General features: G+C 32.3%; 15 protein-coding genes. 6 read left to right on the top strand and 9 right to left on the bottom strand.

What is annotated here, in order from left to right; all coding sequences use genetic code 11:
* The first annotated feature begins 87 nt into the window (after nucleotides 1–87).
* The 4 genes from ACJBCC_RS08620 (at nucleotide 88) to guaB (ending at nucleotide 6,650) form a co-directional block, all read left to right on the top strand.
* Complete coding sequence (locus ACJBCC_RS08620; protein WP_299101508.1) at nucleotides 88–1,215, top strand: imelysin family protein; 1,128 nt, start codon at nucleotides 88–90, stop codon at nucleotides 1,213–1,215.
* A 59-nt stretch (nucleotides 1,216–1,274) separates the two neighbouring features.
* Nucleotides 1,275–2,639 carry an HTTM domain-containing protein gene (locus tag ACJBCC_RS08615; protein ID WP_407556953.1) on the top strand — a complete coding sequence of 455 codons (1,365 nt, stop codon included), beginning with the start codon at nucleotides 1,275–1,277 and terminating at the stop codon, nucleotides 2,637–2,639.
* Nucleotides 2,620–5,049: a TonB-dependent receptor domain-containing protein gene (locus ACJBCC_RS08610; RefSeq protein ID WP_407556952.1), complete on the top strand. Its 2,430-nt coding sequence runs from the start codon at nucleotides 2,620–2,622 to the stop codon at nucleotides 5,047–5,049. Before ACJBCC_RS08615 ends, ACJBCC_RS08610 begins: the two co-directional genes overlap by 20 nt.
* Before the next feature lie 128 nt (nucleotides 5,050–5,177).
* Nucleotides 5,178–6,650: an IMP dehydrogenase gene (gene guaB, locus ACJBCC_RS08605; protein ID WP_407556951.1), complete on the top strand. Its 1,473-nt coding sequence runs from the start codon at nucleotides 5,178–5,180 to the stop codon at nucleotides 6,648–6,650.
* Nucleotides 6,651–6,786: 136 nt separating this feature from the next.
* Here guaB and folE read toward each other — a convergent pair whose 3' ends face one another.
* Genes folE through ACJBCC_RS08590 form a run of 3 tightly spaced genes read right to left on the bottom strand, consistent with a single transcriptional unit; the run spans nucleotide 6,787 to nucleotide 9,095 of the window.
* Nucleotides 6,787–7,440 (bottom strand): GTP cyclohydrolase I FolE, encoded by a 654-nt coding sequence (gene folE, locus ACJBCC_RS08600; RefSeq protein ID WP_407556950.1) that lies wholly within the window; start codon nucleotides 7,438–7,440, stop codon nucleotides 6,787–6,789.
* 34 nt (nucleotides 7,441–7,474) lie between these two features.
* Complete coding sequence (locus ACJBCC_RS08595) at nucleotides 7,475–7,825, bottom strand: MerC domain-containing protein (RefSeq protein WP_299101514.1); 351 nt, start codon at nucleotides 7,823–7,825, stop codon at nucleotides 7,475–7,477.
* Between the two features lie 43 nt (nucleotides 7,826–7,868).
* A complete protein-coding gene (locus tag ACJBCC_RS08590; RefSeq protein WP_407556949.1) occupies nucleotides 7,869–9,095 on the bottom strand; it encodes a GTP-binding protein in 1,227 nt (408 codons plus the stop codon).
* Between the two features lie 91 nt (nucleotides 9,096–9,186).
* Here ACJBCC_RS08590 and ACJBCC_RS08585 point away from each other — a divergent pair, with 91 nt between their 5' ends.
* Nucleotides 9,187–9,570, top strand: a complete 384-nt coding sequence (locus ACJBCC_RS08585; protein ID WP_407556948.1) for a Fur family transcriptional regulator — start codon at nucleotides 9,187–9,189, stop codon at nucleotides 9,568–9,570.
* A 9-nt stretch (nucleotides 9,571–9,579) separates the two neighbouring features.
* Here the strand turns inward: ACJBCC_RS08585 and ACJBCC_RS08580 are convergent, their stop codons facing one another.
* Genes ACJBCC_RS08580 through ACJBCC_RS08570 form a run of 3 tightly spaced genes read right to left on the bottom strand, consistent with a single transcriptional unit; the run spans nucleotide 9,580 to nucleotide 11,428 of the window.
* The gene (locus ACJBCC_RS08580) at nucleotides 9,580–10,008 is read right to left on the bottom strand and encodes a DUF4268 domain-containing protein (RefSeq protein ID WP_407556947.1); all 429 of its coding nucleotides are present in this window, start codon (nucleotides 10,006–10,008) and stop codon (nucleotides 9,580–9,582) included.
* Nucleotide 10,009: 1 nt separating this feature from the next.
* Nucleotides 10,010–10,687, bottom strand: coding sequence for a ZIP family metal transporter (locus ACJBCC_RS08575; RefSeq protein ID WP_407556946.1), 678 nt, complete (start codon nucleotides 10,685–10,687; stop codon nucleotides 10,010–10,012).
* Between the two features lie 9 nt (nucleotides 10,688–10,696).
* Nucleotides 10,697–11,428 (bottom strand): bifunctional 2-polyprenyl-6-hydroxyphenol methylase/3-demethylubiquinol 3-O-methyltransferase UbiG, encoded by a 732-nt coding sequence (locus ACJBCC_RS08570; protein WP_299101520.1) that lies wholly within the window; start codon nucleotides 11,426–11,428, stop codon nucleotides 10,697–10,699.
* Between the two features lie 55 nt (nucleotides 11,429–11,483).
* Here ACJBCC_RS08570 and ACJBCC_RS08565 point away from each other — a divergent pair, with 55 nt between their 5' ends.
* The gene (locus ACJBCC_RS08565; RefSeq protein ID WP_407556945.1) at nucleotides 11,484–12,644 is read left to right on the top strand and encodes a class I SAM-dependent RNA methyltransferase; all 1,161 of its coding nucleotides are present in this window, start codon (nucleotides 11,484–11,486) and stop codon (nucleotides 12,642–12,644) included.
* Here the strand turns inward: ACJBCC_RS08565 and ACJBCC_RS08560 are convergent.
* The 3 genes from ACJBCC_RS08560 to ACJBCC_RS08550 form a co-directional block, all read right to left on the bottom strand.
* The gene (locus tag ACJBCC_RS08560) at nucleotides 12,641–13,117 is read right to left on the bottom strand and encodes a hypothetical protein (RefSeq protein ID WP_299101522.1); all 477 of its coding nucleotides are present in this window, start codon (nucleotides 13,115–13,117) and stop codon (nucleotides 12,641–12,643) included. The two genes, ACJBCC_RS08565 and ACJBCC_RS08560, sit on opposite strands and share 4 nt — an antisense overlap.
* A 79-nt stretch (nucleotides 13,118–13,196) precedes the next feature.
* Complete coding sequence (locus tag ACJBCC_RS08555) at nucleotides 13,197–14,645, bottom strand: hypothetical protein (RefSeq protein WP_407556944.1); 1,449 nt, start codon at nucleotides 14,643–14,645, stop codon at nucleotides 13,197–13,199.
* A 5-nt stretch (nucleotides 14,646–14,650) separates the two neighbouring features.
* Nucleotides 14,651–15,841 carry a hypothetical protein gene (locus ACJBCC_RS08550; protein WP_407556943.1) on the bottom strand — a complete coding sequence of 397 codons (1,191 nt, stop codon included), beginning with the start codon at nucleotides 15,839–15,841 and terminating at the stop codon, nucleotides 14,651–14,653.
* Between the last annotated feature and the right edge of the window lie 8 nt (nucleotides 15,842–15,849).

Genomic DNA, 15,849 nt, shown 5'->3' with positions numbered 1-15,849 from the left:
AACTAAAATAATCAAAGCATAAGCATTCATTAGGTTGAACGCTTATGCTTATTTATCTTTGCACCCGGAAAAAGAAAAAATAAAGTGATGTTAAAAAAAATAATTCTTTTTGTAATAGTAGTTGTTGCTATTTCTTGTAGTTCATCAGATGATAATGGTGGCTCTAATAACAATGATGGTTTTGACAGAACAGCGCTACTAACCAATGTTGCTGATAATATTATTATACCTGCATTTCAAGATTTGCAAGCAAAACTCTTAGTTTTAGATATAGCTAAAGACAATTTTGTTAGCGATAAATCTAATGCCAATTTAGAGGCTTTAAGTGATGCTTGGTTAGAAGCATATAAAGTTTGGCAGCATGTACAAATATATAATTTAGGAGAAGCAGATAACTTTGGTGGAGGAGAAAGAGGTTTTGTAAGTTTCTTCAATATTTACCCAGTAACAGTAGCTGATATAGAAAATGGAGCAAACACTGGTAGCTATGATTTAAATACAGCTAACTATCATGATGCACAAGGTTTTCCTGCCTTAGATTTTTTAATTCATGGTGTTGCAACAGGAGATACATTACCAATAGATAAATTCACAACACATACCGATTTTAATGGTTTCACTACCTATTTGGAAGATGTTGTTGATCAGATGATAACTTTAAATGATGCTATTGTTAATAATTGGGAATCTAGTTTCAGAAATACGTTTATTGCTAATACAAATAGTGGATTAAATGGTTCATTTAATATGTTAGCAAATGATATAGTATATTCTTACGAGAAAGATTTTAGAGCTCAGAAAATAGGAATTCCAGCTGGTATCTTTTCAAATGGAGGTACACTTCCTGAAACCGTTGAAGGGTTTTATAAAAGAGATGTTTCAAAAGAATTAAGCTTAGAAGCATTAGCAGGAATTGAAAATCTGTTTAACGGTGTATCTTATAGTAGTTTAAGTTCAATTAGTGGTTCTTCTTTTAGTGCATATTTAGAGTTCTTAGATCGAGAAGATTTAGTCACTGAAATTAATAATCAATTTGCCGCAGCTAGAAATGCTATTGATGGTCTTAATGATGATTATTTCCAACAGATTAATGATAACAGTATACAAATGACTGCAGCTTATGATATTATACAGGCAGCAGTACCAAAACTAAAGGTTGATATGAAACAAGCTTTAAATTTTGTTATTGATTATGTAGATGGCGATGGCGATTAATTAATCTTGAAAAATAAACCAAAGAGGTTGTCTACAGGCAACCTCTTTTTGTATATAATATGCTTACGAAACTAAATTCATATTTAAACCAAACCGCTAGCGCAGCACCTTTAGCTGTTTTTAGAATAGGTTTTGGTACTATGATGTTAGCTAGCATCATTAGATTTTGGAGCTTGGGTTGGATAGAGAAATTGTACTTGCAACCAAAATTTCAGTTTTCTTATTATGGTTTTGAGTGGATAAAACCTATTGGAAACTACACTTATTTATTGTTTGCCTTATGTGGTTTAACTGCATTTTTTATCCTCATTGGCTTTAAATACAGAATTGCAATTATTACCTTTTTTCTGAGTTTTACGTATATAGAGTTAATGGATAAAACCACGTACCTTAACCATTATTATTTTATAAGTGTGCTCAGTTTTTTAATGTGTTTTTTACCTGCAAATGCCTACTTTTCTTTAGATGCCTTTTTCAATAAAACCCATTACAAGCAAATCCCAAAATGGACTATTGATGCCATCAAATTATTACTCGGAACGGTTTATATATATGCAGGGTTAGCAAAACTTAATAGCGATTGGTTGTTTAAAGCCATGCCGTTAAAAATTTGGTTACCATCTAAATACGATATTCCTATTATTGGCCAAACCCTAATGCACAAAAATTGGTTTCACTTTGCAATGAGCTGGTCTGGTATGTTATACGATTTAGCAATTCCGTTTTTATTACTATACAAGAAAACAAGAACATTGGCCTTTGTATTGGTCGTAGTATTTCATGTGTTTACAAGGATTTTATTTCCTATAGGCATGTTTCCTTATATAATGATTGTATCTACATTAATATTCTTTGATGCTAATGTTCATGAAAAAATTCTGAATGTATTTAGACATGTATTAAAACTTTTAAAGTTGAAATCGCATACGTTAAAAACTCAGGTGTATTCTTATTCAAATAGAAAAATTATCATTCCTTTATTAGCTTTATTTTTTGCAGTGCAACTTGTGTTTCCATGGCGATATGTATTGTATCCAAACGAGTTGTTTTGGACAGAAGAAGGCTATAGATTTTCTTGGCGCGTAATGCTCATGGAGAAAGCGGGTTATGCTAATTTTAAAATTGTAAATAGTGAAACAAAAGATTTCTTTTATGTAGATAATTTAGATTTTTTAACACCATTTCAAGAAAAACAGATGAGCTTTCAACCCGATTTCATTTTGGAATACGCCCATTATTTAGGAGACCATTTTAAAAGTCAAGGTCATAAAAACATTCAGGTCTTTGTAGATTGCCATGTGGCACTTAACGGAAGAATGAGTCAACCATATATCGATCCAAAAGTAGATTTATACCAAGAAAAGGAATCATTTAAACATAAAAGCTGGATATTGCCATTCAATTATGAAATTAAAGGTTTATAACACATTATTACTTGTATTAATTACGGTTTCTGCGGCTTTAGCTCAAGGAAAAGTTTCAGGAATTGTAACCTCTCAAGAATCCAACACAGCATTATCTAATGTTGAAATATTTGAAAAAGCTTCTGGCTTATTGGCTAAGACGAATGATAAAGGCTATTTTGAATTTACCACAACCAAAAAAATATTAACCTTAGTATTCTTTTCTTATGAATATCAAGTTGTAGAAATAATGATTGCGGTAAATGGAGATACAACCGTAAATCAATCTCTTGAATCTTTGGGAGAACAATTAACTGAAGTAGAAATTACAGCAAGAAAAGCTAAAGTTTTTGAATTAAGCCGATTAAATGATGTTGAGGAAACAGCCATTTACGCAGGCAAGAAAACTGAGGTTATTTTGGTAGATCAGTCTATGGCAAATTTGGCGACCAATAATGCCAGACAAATTTATAGTCAAGTTGCAGGATTGAATATCTTTCAGAATGATGATGCAGGATTACAACTAAATATTGGAGGTCGCGGTTTAGACCCAAACCGCACGTCTAATTTTAATACACGCCAAAATGGTTACGATATTAGTGCAGATGTTTTAGGATATCCTGAGAGTTATTACACACCAGCATCAGAAGCTTTAGAACAGATACAAGTGGTTAGAGGTGCAGCATCTTTGCAGTACGGAACACAATTTGGAGGCTTAATTAATTTTAAATTAAAATCGCCGAATCCAAATAAGACTATAGAATTTTTAACTCGAAATACGTTAGGAAGCAACGGATTATATACCAATTTTACAAGTCTGAGTGGGACTAAAGAAAAGTTTAGTTATTACACTTATTTCAACTATAAAAAAGGCGATGGATTTAGACCAAATTCTGAATTTGAATCCAAGAATGCTTTCATGCATTTGGGCTATCAATTGTCGGAAAAGACAAAGCTTTCTGGCGAATTAACTTATATGCGATATTTAGCTCAGCAAGCTGGTGGCATAAGTGATGCTATGTTTAACGAGGACGCATTTCAAAGCAACAGAACCCGAAATTGGTTTCAAGTCGATTGGTTGTTGTATAATGTTAAACTAGCACATGAGTTTTCAGACAACACCAATTTTACATTCAACTTTTTTGGATTAAACGCAGAACGAAATGCTTTAGGTTTTAGAACCAACAGACAAGATATTCCTGATAACTTTGAAGAGCGCGATTTAATAAAAGGCGAGTACAATAATTTTGGTTTTGAAGCACGATTATTAAATAAATATAAACTCTTTGGAAAAGAAGCAACAGGTCTTATTGGTACTAAATTCTACAAAGCAGATAATACCTCTATTCAAGGGCCAGGAAGTGATGGCATAGGACCAAATTTTGAGTTACAAACCGAAGATTATCCTAACTACGGAAACCAGTCTAACTTTGATAATCCAAATCTAAATGTGGCTATTTTTGGGGAAAACATTATCTACCTTAATGATAAATGGTCGGTTACACCAGGTGTTAGATTTGAATATATAAAAACAGAAAGTGATGGTTTTTCTAAGCGAATTAACTTAGATGCTGCTGGCAATGTTATATTAAATGAAACCGAATTTTCAGACGATGCTAACGAACGTTCTTTTGTGTTGTTTGGTTTAGGTACAAGTTTTAAACCTAATGACAGCGTAGAGTTTTATGCTAATGCCTCTCAGAATTATAGGTCAGTAACGTTTTCAGATATTAATTTAGTAAATCCTAACTTTAGTGTAAGACCTTTAGTTGACGAAACAGGGTTAACAGCCGATTTAGGATTTAGAGGAACATATAAAAAAGTGGTTTCATTCGATGTTAGCGCGTTTAGTCTATTTTACAATGATAGAATTGGCATTACACTAGAAGTGCAAAACGACAATAGTGTTAGAAAAGTAAGAGACAATATAGGAGATGCTTTTATTTTTGGATTAGAATCTTTAGTTGATATCGATTTGAATAAACTATTTATTCAAGATAGTAAATATAGATTCAACTATTTTATAAATACGTCTGTGATTCATTCAGAATATACAAAGTCAGACGAAACAGGCATAGAAGGCAACCAAGTAGAATTTGTACCACAACTTAATTTAAAAACAGGCTTACGTTTTGCTTATAAGAATCTACAAGCAAGCCTGCAATACACGTATATCTCAGAGCAATATTCTGATGCACCAAACTCAGGCAATGATCCTTTAGGAAGTTCTGGGATTATAGGGTTAATTCCGGCTTATGATATTTTAGATTTTTCACTGTCTTATAAATACAAGCAGTTTAAACTAGAAACAGGTATCAATAACGTTTTAGATAACACCTATTTTACAAGACGAGCAACCGGTTATCCAGGTCCTGGAATATTACCATCACCACCAAGAAATTGGTATGCTACATTAGAGATTAAAATCTAGAGAATTTTTATTTAGGTTAGCTTGAGTTGTTATATTACTAATTTTAAAGAGTATTACATTTTAAATTCAGTTTTCTATTATAGTGCAAAAAAAAGCGTAAATTTGTACGCAATTATATCTTAATTGCCATGAAAGCACACGAAAGCAAAATTGTTGGAGAAGGTCTTACTTATGATGACGTACTCTTAGTTCCTGCATTTTCAGAAATACTTCCTCGAGAAGTAAATATTCAAACAAAATTCACACGTAATATTACTATTAACGTTCCTGTTATTTCAGCAGCAATGGATACCGTTACTGAGAGTAAAATGGCTATAGCTATGGCTCAAGAAGGTGGTATTGGTGTTTTACATAAAAACATGACCATTGATCAACAAGCTGATAAAGTGCGTAAAGTAAAACGTGCCGAAAGCGGAATGATTATCGATCCTGTTACGTTACCATTAACTGCAACAGTTTTTGATGCGAAGTCTAATATGGCTGAGCATAGCATTGGAGGCATACCAATTGTAGATGAAAATGGTACTCTAAAAGGTATTGTAACGAACAGGGATTTACGTTTTGAACATGAAAACGCTAAACCAATTGTAGATGTTATGACTTCTGAGAATTTAATTACGGCTGCCGTTGGCACGTCTTTAAAGGATGCAGAAAAAATTCTTCAGCAAAATAAAATTGAAAAATTACTTATTGTAGACGATAACTTTATTCTAAAAGGTCTTATTACATTTAGAGATATAACTAAGGTAACACAAAAGCCAAATGCAAATAAGGATTCTTATGGTAGATTACGTGTTGCGGCCGCAATTGGAGTTACTGGTGATGCCGTAGATAGAGCATCTGCTTTAGTAAAAGCTGGTGTTGATGCTGTTATTATAGATACAGCTCACGGACATACCAAAGGTGTTGTTTCTGTATTAAAAGACATTAAAAAACTATATCCAAAATTAGAAGTTATTGTAGGTAACATTGCAACTGGTGAAGCTGCAAAATATTTAGTTGAAGCTGGTGCAGATGCTGTAAAAGTTGGTATAGGACCAGGTTCTATATGTACAACTAGAGTAGTGGCAGGTGTTGGTTTTCCTCAATTTTCTGCTGTACTAGAAGTGGCTGCAGCGATAAAGGGAACAGGAGTGCCTGTAATTGCTGATGGAGGAATAAGATATACAGGAGATATACCTAAAGCGATTGCAGCTGGTGCAGATACTGTAATGTTAGGATCACTTTTAGCAGGTACAAAAGAAAGTCCAGGAGAAACGATTATTTATGAAGGCCGTAAATTCAAATCTTATCGTGGAATGGGTTCGGTAGAAGCTATGAAGCAAGGGAGTAAAGATCGTTATTTTCAAGATGTTGAAGATGATATTAAAAAGCTTGTACCCGAAGGAATTGTAGGTCGTGTACCATATAAAGGAGAGTTATTTGAAAGTATTCATCAATTCATAGGTGGACTTAGAGCAGGAATGGGTTATTGTGGAGCAAAAGATATTGCAACTTTAAAAGAAACAGGTCGCTTTGTGAAAATTACAAGTTCTGGTATTAATGAAAGTCATCCACATGACGTAACCATAACTAAAGAAGCACCTAATTACTCGAGATAATTAAAATTATAGGGTTTAAAACAGCATTTATTTGTGTTTTAAACTTTAGCTTGTATAAATTAAAACAGCATCTTTTAGATGCTGTTTTTTTTAAACTTTAATATATGATACTTAGAAATTCTCATTATAGCTTCTATTATGATATAATTTTTAAAAATTCATTTCTAAGGGCTGTGTCCGAAAAGCAACCACCATATTCTAATGTCGTAGTAGAACTATTTTGGTCTTTTATACCTCTAGAAGATACGCAAAGGTGTTTTGCAGTTACAGAAACAATCACATCTTTGGTGTCTAAAACATCTTGCAAATCGTTTAAAATTTGAAGCACTAAACGTTCTTGAACTTGTGGTCTGCGTGCATAATAATCTACCAAACGATTAATTTTAGAGAGACCAATTACTTTATCTTTTGGAATATATGCCACATGAGCATGGCCAACTATTGGTAGAAAATGATGTTCGCAAGCAGAGTCTATAGTTATATTTTGTTCTACTAGCATTTTATTATAACCATACTTATTATTGAACGTTGAAAGTTTTGGTTTATTCGCAGGATTTAATCCATAGAATAACTCTTTTACATACATTTTTGCAAAGCGATATGGTGTGCCAGACAAACTATCATCAGTTAAATCCAATCCCATTTCTTCCATTATCATTTTAAAATGATGCTGAATATTTTCAATTTTTTCGTCATCAGATTTATCAAATGCATCAGCTCGTAAAGGCGTTTTAATACTTGTAGCAAAATGATTGTCTCCTTCTATTTCAATTTGTTTTTTGTCTTTCATTTTTAAATCAAATTTCGTTTAAGACTGTACCTGTTTATTTAGAGCAATATTTAATGTTATATAAATGCCCAAGAATAATTAATCCAGAGAAAAGAAACATGGTATATTCAAAAACTTCTGCTTGATCTTCTAATAGCATAGACGTTACAAAGCCAATAAATGAAACCCATAAAAAGATACTAATAGGTTTTAAAAATCGTCCATTTGTAGCTTTGTATATTGAGATAAAGGCAACTGCAATAAAAAGGTAGGCTATTATTGGGTTGCTTATAAAACCAACTCCCATTGCGAGTAGTGCTGGTACAGCTAAACAATGCAGAATGCAAAGAAATGCACTAAAAGCTCCTAATTTATCTGCCCAATTTATTTGTTTTGTTTGAATCATTTTATTTGTAATTTATTATTCTAATTGTTGTGTTTTTATTTTTTTACATACCTATTGGGCACGCTCTTTCTACTGGCCAATTATCTTGAAACCCTTTTTGCCAATCTATAGTTTCAAGCTCTGCTGCCGTAAGTAGACAACTTTCTAATTGTTTTCTAATTGAAGCTTCTTCTAAATCTTGACCAATAAAGACAATCTCATTTTTTCTATCACCAAACACGCTGTGCCAATCGGCTTCAATGGTTTGTTGGTTTTCTACAAATGCCATTTGCTCAAAACGTTCTTGAAACGTCATGCTGCTCCACCAAACACCAGCACTGTCTGCTCTGAGCGAACCACCAGCTTGTCCCCAAACCAAAGCTTGATCTGGTCTAGAGGCTATCCAAAATAACCCTTTACTTCGTAAAATGTTTTGAGGGAATTCTTGCTGCGCATAATGCCAAAAACGCTCCGGATGAAATGGTCTTTTAGTCCTGAAAACAAAAGAGCCAATACCATATTCTTCAGTTTCTGGTGTGTGTTCGTCCTTTTTTAATTCTTCAATCCAGCCTGCACTTTCTTCGGCTTCTTCAAAATTGAAGAGTTTGGTATTTAAAATTTCTTTTGGGTTCACTTTACAAAAGGATGATTCTATAATTTTAGCCGTTGGATTTAACTTTTGAATCGTAGCCTTTAAAATGCCTAAATGTTCTTTTGAAACTAAATCGGTTTTATTGAGAATAATGACATTACAAAACTCAATTTGATCCGTCAATAAATTAACAATGGTTCTAAAATCATTTTCTATATCTGTAAGTTCTCGATCTACTAAACGTTCTGGACTCCCAAAATCTTTAAAGAAGTTAAAGGCATCAACAACAGTAACCATAGTGTCTACATAGCTAAATCTAGAGAGGTCTATATTGTTTTCTTCGTCTATAAACGAGAAGGTTTGAGCCACAGGTACAGGCTCGCTAATACCTGTGCTTTCTATGAGTAAATAGTCGAAGCGGTTTTCTTTGGCTAATCGTTCTACCTCAATCATTAAATCTTCTCGCAGTGTGCAACAGATACAACCATTACTCATTTCTACGAGTGTTTCTTCGGTTCTAGATAAGGTGTTCTCGCTTTTAACCAAATTGGCATCTACATTAACTTCACTCATGTCATTAACAATAACGGCAACTTTTAAACCTTCTTTATTGTGCAATACATGGTTGAGTAATGTGGTTTTTCCTGCGCCTAAAAAACCGCTTAAAACGGTTACTGGAAGTTTGTTTATGTTATTCATTTTAAGAAATAATTCTAATTTAATGCAACTGAGTTGCAAAACTATAGAATAAAGTTTGTAATTGCAACGTAGTTGCATTAAATTTGTACTCATGGGAATCATTAGAAAAACAAAAGCCGTAACCACTGTACTCAACATTTTTGAAGCACAAAATGAAGCTAAATCTGTAGTGCGCCTCGTTGAACTTTTAAAAGGCGATATGAATAAAACTACTGTTTACCGTGTGTTAGATAGACTAGAACAAGAAGGTGTTATACATTCCTTTAATGGTAAAGATGGTTTAAAGTGGTATGCAAAATGTGAAGAAAGCTGTACTTCTTATAAACATTTAGATTCGCATCCGCATTTTCAATGTACGGAATGTGATAAGGTTGAGTGTATGTCTGTTGAGGTTAAAATTCCTAATATAAAAAACCACAGAGTAGATTCTACAGATATTCTATTACTTGGTCAATGCGAAGAATGTTGTGCTTAAAAGGTTGTTTTAGCCTTTAATAATGTCCTTGTATTCCTCAAAAAAGGCTTCGAATAAAGTCATGTTAACATTAAAGAATTCCATGACATCTCTCCACGAATTTTTATTGTGAATAGATACTTTTTGCTCCAATGGTAAATAGATGCGCGAAATTTCTTTTCCGTTTTCTAAATAGAATTCTTCTTCAAAAATAGCGTCTGGTAAATAGTCGTTTTTCAATATACTTTTTAGAGCCACTAATTTTTCCCAATAATTAATTCTGTTTTCTAAATCGTCTTCTAAGTCTAATGCTATAAGTGCCGATTTTGTATCAAAATGAAATTTAAAGGATACACCTTTTGCTTTAGTATCGTACAAAAGCCATTTTCTAGGAAATGATTTTCCGAAGCTGGTCCAAAATTCTTGTCTTAATTGTCTAGATTCTTCCTTTGAAAACATGTTATAAAAAATATGCAATTAAGATTCCCAAGCAAATGGCAACTAGTTTAGATAAGTTGAATTTATGACCTTCGCTAGCTTCAAATAATATAGTTGTAGAAATATGTAAAAATATACCAATAACAAAGGCATTGATAACATCTACGTAATTGGCTACAAAAGGAATTGTATTAGAAATAAAAGTACCTAAAGGTGTCATAGCAGCAAAAGCAATTAAGAAACCTGTAATCTGAAGTTTTGTATAATTAGATTGTAATAGAAAAGCACCAATTAAGGCTGCAATAGGAATTTTATGAATCAATACACCATAAACCATATCGTTATGCTCATGGATTGGGAAGCCTTCTAAAAAACTATGGATACATAAGCTTATAAAAAGTAACCATGGAAATTGGGTGTCTTCCTTGTGTAAGTGCACGTGACCATGCTCTGCGCCTTTAGATAAAAATTCTAAAATAATTTGTAATAAAATACCGCACATTATAAAAAGTCCGGTTTGTTTAGCATTATCGATGTGATGGTATACTTCTGGTAATAAATCGAAAAGTGTAAGTGCGAGCAAGAATGCACCACTAAAAGACAACAGTAATTTGGTGCTAATGGATTTTTCTTTTTTAGTAAAAAAAGCAATACCAACACCAATAATTATGGCCAATATAGGAAGCAGATATTTGTTCATATGCCTGAGTTACTTAAAAATCATAATTAAGCGATCTGACGTTTTAGAGTGGTATTTACGTAATTTAAAATCCCCAAAAACATCTAAGAGATGAACATCTGCTTTATCGAATAGTAATTGAAAATCTTCTAAAGTGAAAGCTTTTACACGTTCTTGAAATTCAAAATGTTCGCCATCAGCTTCAAAATTTATATCCTTAATGATATAACCATCTTTTACGTATCGCTTTTGATGAAAATCAATGCCTTCAACGGTTTTAGTATCTTCAGCAACTAAGTTTTCTATGACGTAATTGGTATTCATAAAGTCAATTACACCGAAACCAAACTCATTTAATTCGGCTTTAATAGCTTTTATGGTTTTAAGATTACATTTTTCATCTTCAAAATAGCCAAAACTTGTAAATAGATTAAAAACGGCATCAAACGTATCTGGATATGGTTTACTCATATCATGTACGTTAAATTTTAAAGTATCGTTTTCAAATTGTTTGGCGTGTGTTATGCTTTTTTCTGATAAATCTACACCAGTTACATTATAACCCAACGAATTTAGATACACTGAATGTCTGCCTTTACCACAAGCTAAATCTAAAATTTTACCATGCTCAGGTAGATTGAGATAATTAGAAAGATTATCCATAAAGCCTTGTGCTTCCGTATAATCTCTGTCTTTATACAAAATATGGTAGTATGGTGTATCAAACCACGAAGCGTACCATTGTTTTTTTGATTTAGTCATAACGTTAAATGTCCTGCAAAAATAGTGTAAATTTGCAATCTATTTAAGGTAGTATATGGAAGATAATTTCAAAATGTTAGCCAAGACGTTATTTGGCTTCGAAGATATTTTAGCAAAAGAACTCACTCAACTTGGCGCAATGCAAGTAGAAAAAGGAGTTAGAAATGTAAGTTTTGTAGGAGACAAAGGCTTTATGTATAAGGCTAACCTTGGGATTAGAACTGCCATTAAAATCTTGAAACCTATTCATTCTTTTAGAGTTACCAAAGAAGAGGATCTTTATAAAAATGTAAAGAACATGAAATGGGAAAACTACTTGAAAGCAACAGGTTCTTTGGCTGTTGATGCTACAGTACATAATAGTGTTTTTACACATTCGCTATATACAGCATTAAAAACAAAGGATGCCATTGTAGACCGTTTTAGAGATATAGAAGGCGTACGACCTGATGTAGATTTGCGTTTTCCAGATTTAAAAATTAATGTTCATATAGATCGTCAACGTTGTACGATTTCTTTAGATACTTCGGGAGAATCTCTGCATAGAAGAGGCTACAAGTCAGCCACTAACATTGCACCAATTAATGAAGTTTTAGCTGCTGGCTTAATAATGATGAGTGGTTGGGACGGTCAAAGTGATTTTATGGACCCAATGTGTGGTAGTGGAACTATGCTCGCAGAAGCAGCAATGATTGCCTGTAATATTCCACCAAATTTAATGCGAAAAGAATTCGCTTTTGAGCGTTGGGAAGATTGGGATGTGGATTTGTTTGAAAAAATTGAGGAATCACTTTTAAAGAAAACAAGAGATTTTCATCATAAAATATTGGGCTATGATAAATCGCCTTCTGCTGTAGCCAAAGCAAAGGAGAATATGAAAAATGCGCATTTAGATGAATTTATTCATATACAACATGAAGATTTCTTTAAGACTAGAAAGTCTGGAGATGCAAAATTACATATGGTTTTTAATCCGCCTTATGGAGAGCGTTTAGAGAACTTAAATATTGAAGAATTTTATGGTGATATTGGTACAACCTTAAAACATGGTTATCCTGGTACTAATGCTTGGTTAATAACCTCTAATCTTGAAGCTTTAAAGTTTGTTGGGTTAAGACCTTCTAGAAAAATTAAAGTCTTTAATGCAAAACTTGAAGCTAGATTGGTAAAATATGAAATGTACGAAGGAAGTAAGAAGACAAAGAAGAATCTTTAGTGTTCTAATTCTTCTAATTGTAAATTATAGTCGTACTGTAAATCTTCATGTAATATACTTACCTTTTTCTTTATAGATAAAATTTGGCGCTCATATAAGTTACTGAGTGTTGTGTTTCTATGTATTGAAGGTTTTAATTCATTAAGTCGTTCGCAGAAATAGAGTAGGAGTTCTACCTCTGTTGTTTTCTTTAAAGAATATCTGCTGTAAACTCTAATTTGTCTTAGAATCTTTCTAATCGTTTTCTTCATATAGAAATAGCTATCTGTGTTGATACCTTCAAACAATTCATCTAATGTAGATTTAACGCTTGCGATGTAACCATCTTCATCGTGAGATTCAAACAAAAGGTAAGTTAATAATGCTTTATTCTCTTTTTTAAACTTTCCTAAGCGTAAGCATAATTCTAGAAGTTCTTCCTGAGATAAATGTTTTAATTCTTTTTTTATAGTAACGATAGATTCAATCTTCATAATACAAAGTTATGAAACAAAAATGACAGCCTTAGTAGACTGTCATTTCTTATATTCTTAAAACAGTAATTAAATTTAATTACCAAGTCATTTTATTTAACCAATAATGGTCACCATATTTAGTTATATAGTAAACAATTCCATAATTTTTTACAGCAACTACGGTTTTTGGTAAAATATGAGGTGTAGTTGGCATGCTGTTTTCAGTTGGTCTAACTCTAGGCTTATTAAAAGTTCCTTCGTTATCAGTAAAAAATGAATTAAATGAAGATTTGCCGTTATAATTAGAAAATACTCGTAAACCGTTTTCTAAATTTAAAGCTGTGAACGATCCAATTTCCTTTTGCTGATTCTTTAATTTCATAGAATTAAATAAGGGTTTAAAACTTTTTAAGGTGCCTTTGGCGTCCATATTTACGATAACGCTAGAGCCATAAGTATAGAAATAATCTAATTCTGTAGTCATTGTTCCTCCAGTTTTTCTAAATTCACTGTCCTTTAATTGTTTTTCTCCAAATACATAGATGTCATCACCTAAAACTTTTACATCAACTATAGCCAAACTTTTTAAATCTTCAGCATTTAGTGTAGAACTCCATTTATGTATACCAATTAATTTGTTAGCGCTTAAATCATATAAAAAAGCACCATCATTGTCTTGACCTTCTTTACTGTTAATCTTTAACATAGCTTTTTTACCAGACCAGAAAAAACCGGTTAACATAGGTTTTCCATTGACATCAATTAGTTGAGAAGCCATTGGCATAAATCCTATATCTGATAAGGTTTGTGTATCTACTGAATTGCCATCAAATGAAAGTAGTTCTGATTTTCTTGTTTTTTTATACTCATCTGTCACTTTTATGATAGTAACTTTACCAGAGTTATCAATATAAACCTCCTCGTTATAAGCTCTTTCACTGTCATAATTTAAAGTTTCGCTTTGTTCCCATAGAAGTTTCAGGGTTGAATCATATACCCAAACTTTAACTTTTTCATTCGATTTTTTTTCGAATGGCATATTGGCAAATATTGCGAATTTAGATTGATCAGGAGATATAGCAACATTGAAAAAACCAGATTTAGAATAACCATCTATGGCAAAAGATGCTAAAATGTTATTATCACTTACCGTATTTTGCGCTTGCGTATATACTTGCGCATTTAGTTGATGTTTTTTTGATTTTTTGTCCATAACTGTAGACAGGAAAATAAGTTGATCGTTCGTCTCAATTACTTGCTTAAGATCTGAGGCACGTAGGCCTAGTTTTGGCAAATTAAATGTTTTATTCTCGACGGCTTGCATGGATTGATCGTACTTAGTCAAAACCATAGCTTTAGTATTATCCATCATTACATTATCTAAATGATGTAAGGTCATAAAACCGTAAGGTGAAGGGAATACAATGCTATAGATATCCTTTTCACTTTCTTTTTTAAATGACTTGCCATGTTCCGTATTGAATGTTTGCGAAAATCCAAACAAAAATGTAAAACAAGCCGTAATGGTAATTATAATATGTCTCATAGTATTTATAGTTTATAAATTCTTTCTTCAAGTCTAGTGAATCTTATCTTCTCATCATAACTTAAATCTAAATCAATACGTTTTTCTTGCATTAGGCTCAATGTTTCCTCTGCCTGATTTTTATCTTTTAAACTAATATCCACATTCATTAAATTAAAGAAAATTATTTTTGCGACTTCCTTATTCATAATGGCCTTTTTATCCTTATAATCAATTTTATTGAGTTCAGATTTCCAAATTTCTCGGATGCTCATAATATCTTCACGGACTTTGTCTCTAGTCTCAGAACTAGAGTCTTCTTTTAATTTTCTATAGGCAGAGATCGCCTTAATTTTTGCATTCTCTAAAATATCGTATTCTCTTTTTTTGTTTTTTGGGTACCCAATTTTAATAGCTGTAGAAAAAGGTACAAATCCAAATTCAGTATTAATATATTTATTAATGTCATTCATTATTTTATTGACATTGTTTTTTTCATAACGATCTAAATTAATTGTATTACTAGAGGAAGATGTTAAAAATTTAAATTCTTCATCAAAAGATTTTTCATCAATTACGGTAGCACCATTTAGAACAGTTAGTTTAGTAGGTTGACTATAAAATGTTTGACCACCATTAGTTTGAAATACCATTTTAGAAATATTTATAGCAAATATAACACCATCACCACGCTCATAACCAGATAATTTTATGCCATCAGCTAAAACTTGACTATCAAATATAAGATGGTCGTTTAGGTTAGGTTCGTAATATACAGGTTCTCTAGGTTCTACATATCTTGGCTTTGCAGGCACAATAAGTTTCGGTTTTTTACCTTGATCTGTAAGAGATAAACGCTCAATAAGACTGAGCTCTTTAAAGTCCTTCATTTCCTTGTCATAACGTGCTTCAGATTTTTTTACTTCATCGTCATAACCTGCTAATTTTGCCTCGTACTCTTCTTTACTTTCCTTAAGAACATTATCAAAATTGGCTTTTTTTACTTCAAATTCTTCCAAAGATTGAGCTCTAACCTCTTCTTCAGTTAAAGTATAAGGAATTTCTACTATCACTTTGTATGCATTTATTGATTCATCTAATGCATTTTGTGGTGTTTTTACATCGTAGTAACTTACGGTTTCATACATTGCTCTCTGAGAAAACCCAACAGTATATACCATTAAAGCAGTAAGCGTTAGTAAAAGATAATTTTTCATTTTATTAG

This window comes from Winogradskyella sp. 4-2091 (assembly GCF_045765065.1).
In the GTDB taxonomy this organism is placed as follows: domain Bacteria; phylum Bacteroidota; class Bacteroidia; order Flavobacteriales; family Flavobacteriaceae; genus Winogradskyella.
This window is presented reverse-complemented; position numbering and strand designations above follow the sequence as displayed.

What these genes read in the sequence shown, in the direction of transcription:
- ACJBCC_RS08620 (WP_299101508.1), top strand. Translation starts at nt 88, where the DNA reads ATGTTAAAAAAAATAATTCTTTTTGTAATAGTAGTTGTTGCTATTTCT.
- ACJBCC_RS08615 (WP_407556953.1), top strand. Translation starts at nt 1,275, where the DNA reads ATGCTTACGAAACTAAATTCATATTTAAACCAAACCGCTAGCGCAGCA.
- ACJBCC_RS08610 (WP_407556952.1), top strand. Translation starts at nt 2,620, where the DNA reads ATGAAATTAAAGGTTTATAACACATTATTACTTGTATTAATTACGGTT.
- guaB (WP_407556951.1), top strand. Translation starts at nt 5,178, where the DNA reads ATGAAAGCACACGAAAGCAAAATTGTTGGAGAAGGTCTTACTTATGAT.
- folE (WP_407556950.1), bottom strand. Translation starts at nt 7,440, where the DNA reads ATGAAAGACAAAAAACAAATTGAAATAGAAGGAGACAATCATTTTGCT.
- ACJBCC_RS08595 (WP_299101514.1), bottom strand. Translation starts at nt 7,825, where the DNA reads ATGATTCAAACAAAACAAATAAATTGGGCAGATAAATTAGGAGCTTTT.
- ACJBCC_RS08590 (WP_407556949.1), bottom strand. Translation starts at nt 9,095, where the DNA reads ATGAATAACATAAACAAACTTCCAGTAACCGTTTTAAGCGGTTTTTTA.
- ACJBCC_RS08585 (WP_407556948.1), top strand. Translation starts at nt 9,187, where the DNA reads ATGGGAATCATTAGAAAAACAAAAGCCGTAACCACTGTACTCAACATT.
- ACJBCC_RS08580 (WP_407556947.1), bottom strand. Translation starts at nt 10,008, where the DNA reads ATGTTTTCAAAGGAAGAATCTAGACAATTAAGACAAGAATTTTGGACC.
- ACJBCC_RS08575 (WP_407556946.1), bottom strand. Translation starts at nt 10,687, where the DNA reads ATGAACAAATATCTGCTTCCTATATTGGCCATAATTATTGGTGTTGGT.
- ACJBCC_RS08570 (WP_299101520.1), bottom strand. Translation starts at nt 11,428, where the DNA reads ATGACTAAATCAAAAAAACAATGGTACGCTTCGTGGTTTGATACACCA.
- ACJBCC_RS08565 (WP_407556945.1), top strand. Translation starts at nt 11,484, where the DNA reads ATGGAAGATAATTTCAAAATGTTAGCCAAGACGTTATTTGGCTTCGAA.
- ACJBCC_RS08560 (WP_299101522.1), bottom strand. Translation starts at nt 13,117, where the DNA reads ATGAAGATTGAATCTATCGTTACTATAAAAAAAGAATTAAAACATTTA.
- ACJBCC_RS08555 (WP_407556944.1), bottom strand. Translation starts at nt 14,645, where the DNA reads ATGAGACATATTATAATTACCATTACGGCTTGTTTTACATTTTTGTTT.
- ACJBCC_RS08550 (WP_407556943.1), bottom strand. Translation starts at nt 15,841, where the DNA reads ATGAAAAATTATCTTTTACTAACGCTTACTGCTTTAATGGTATATACT.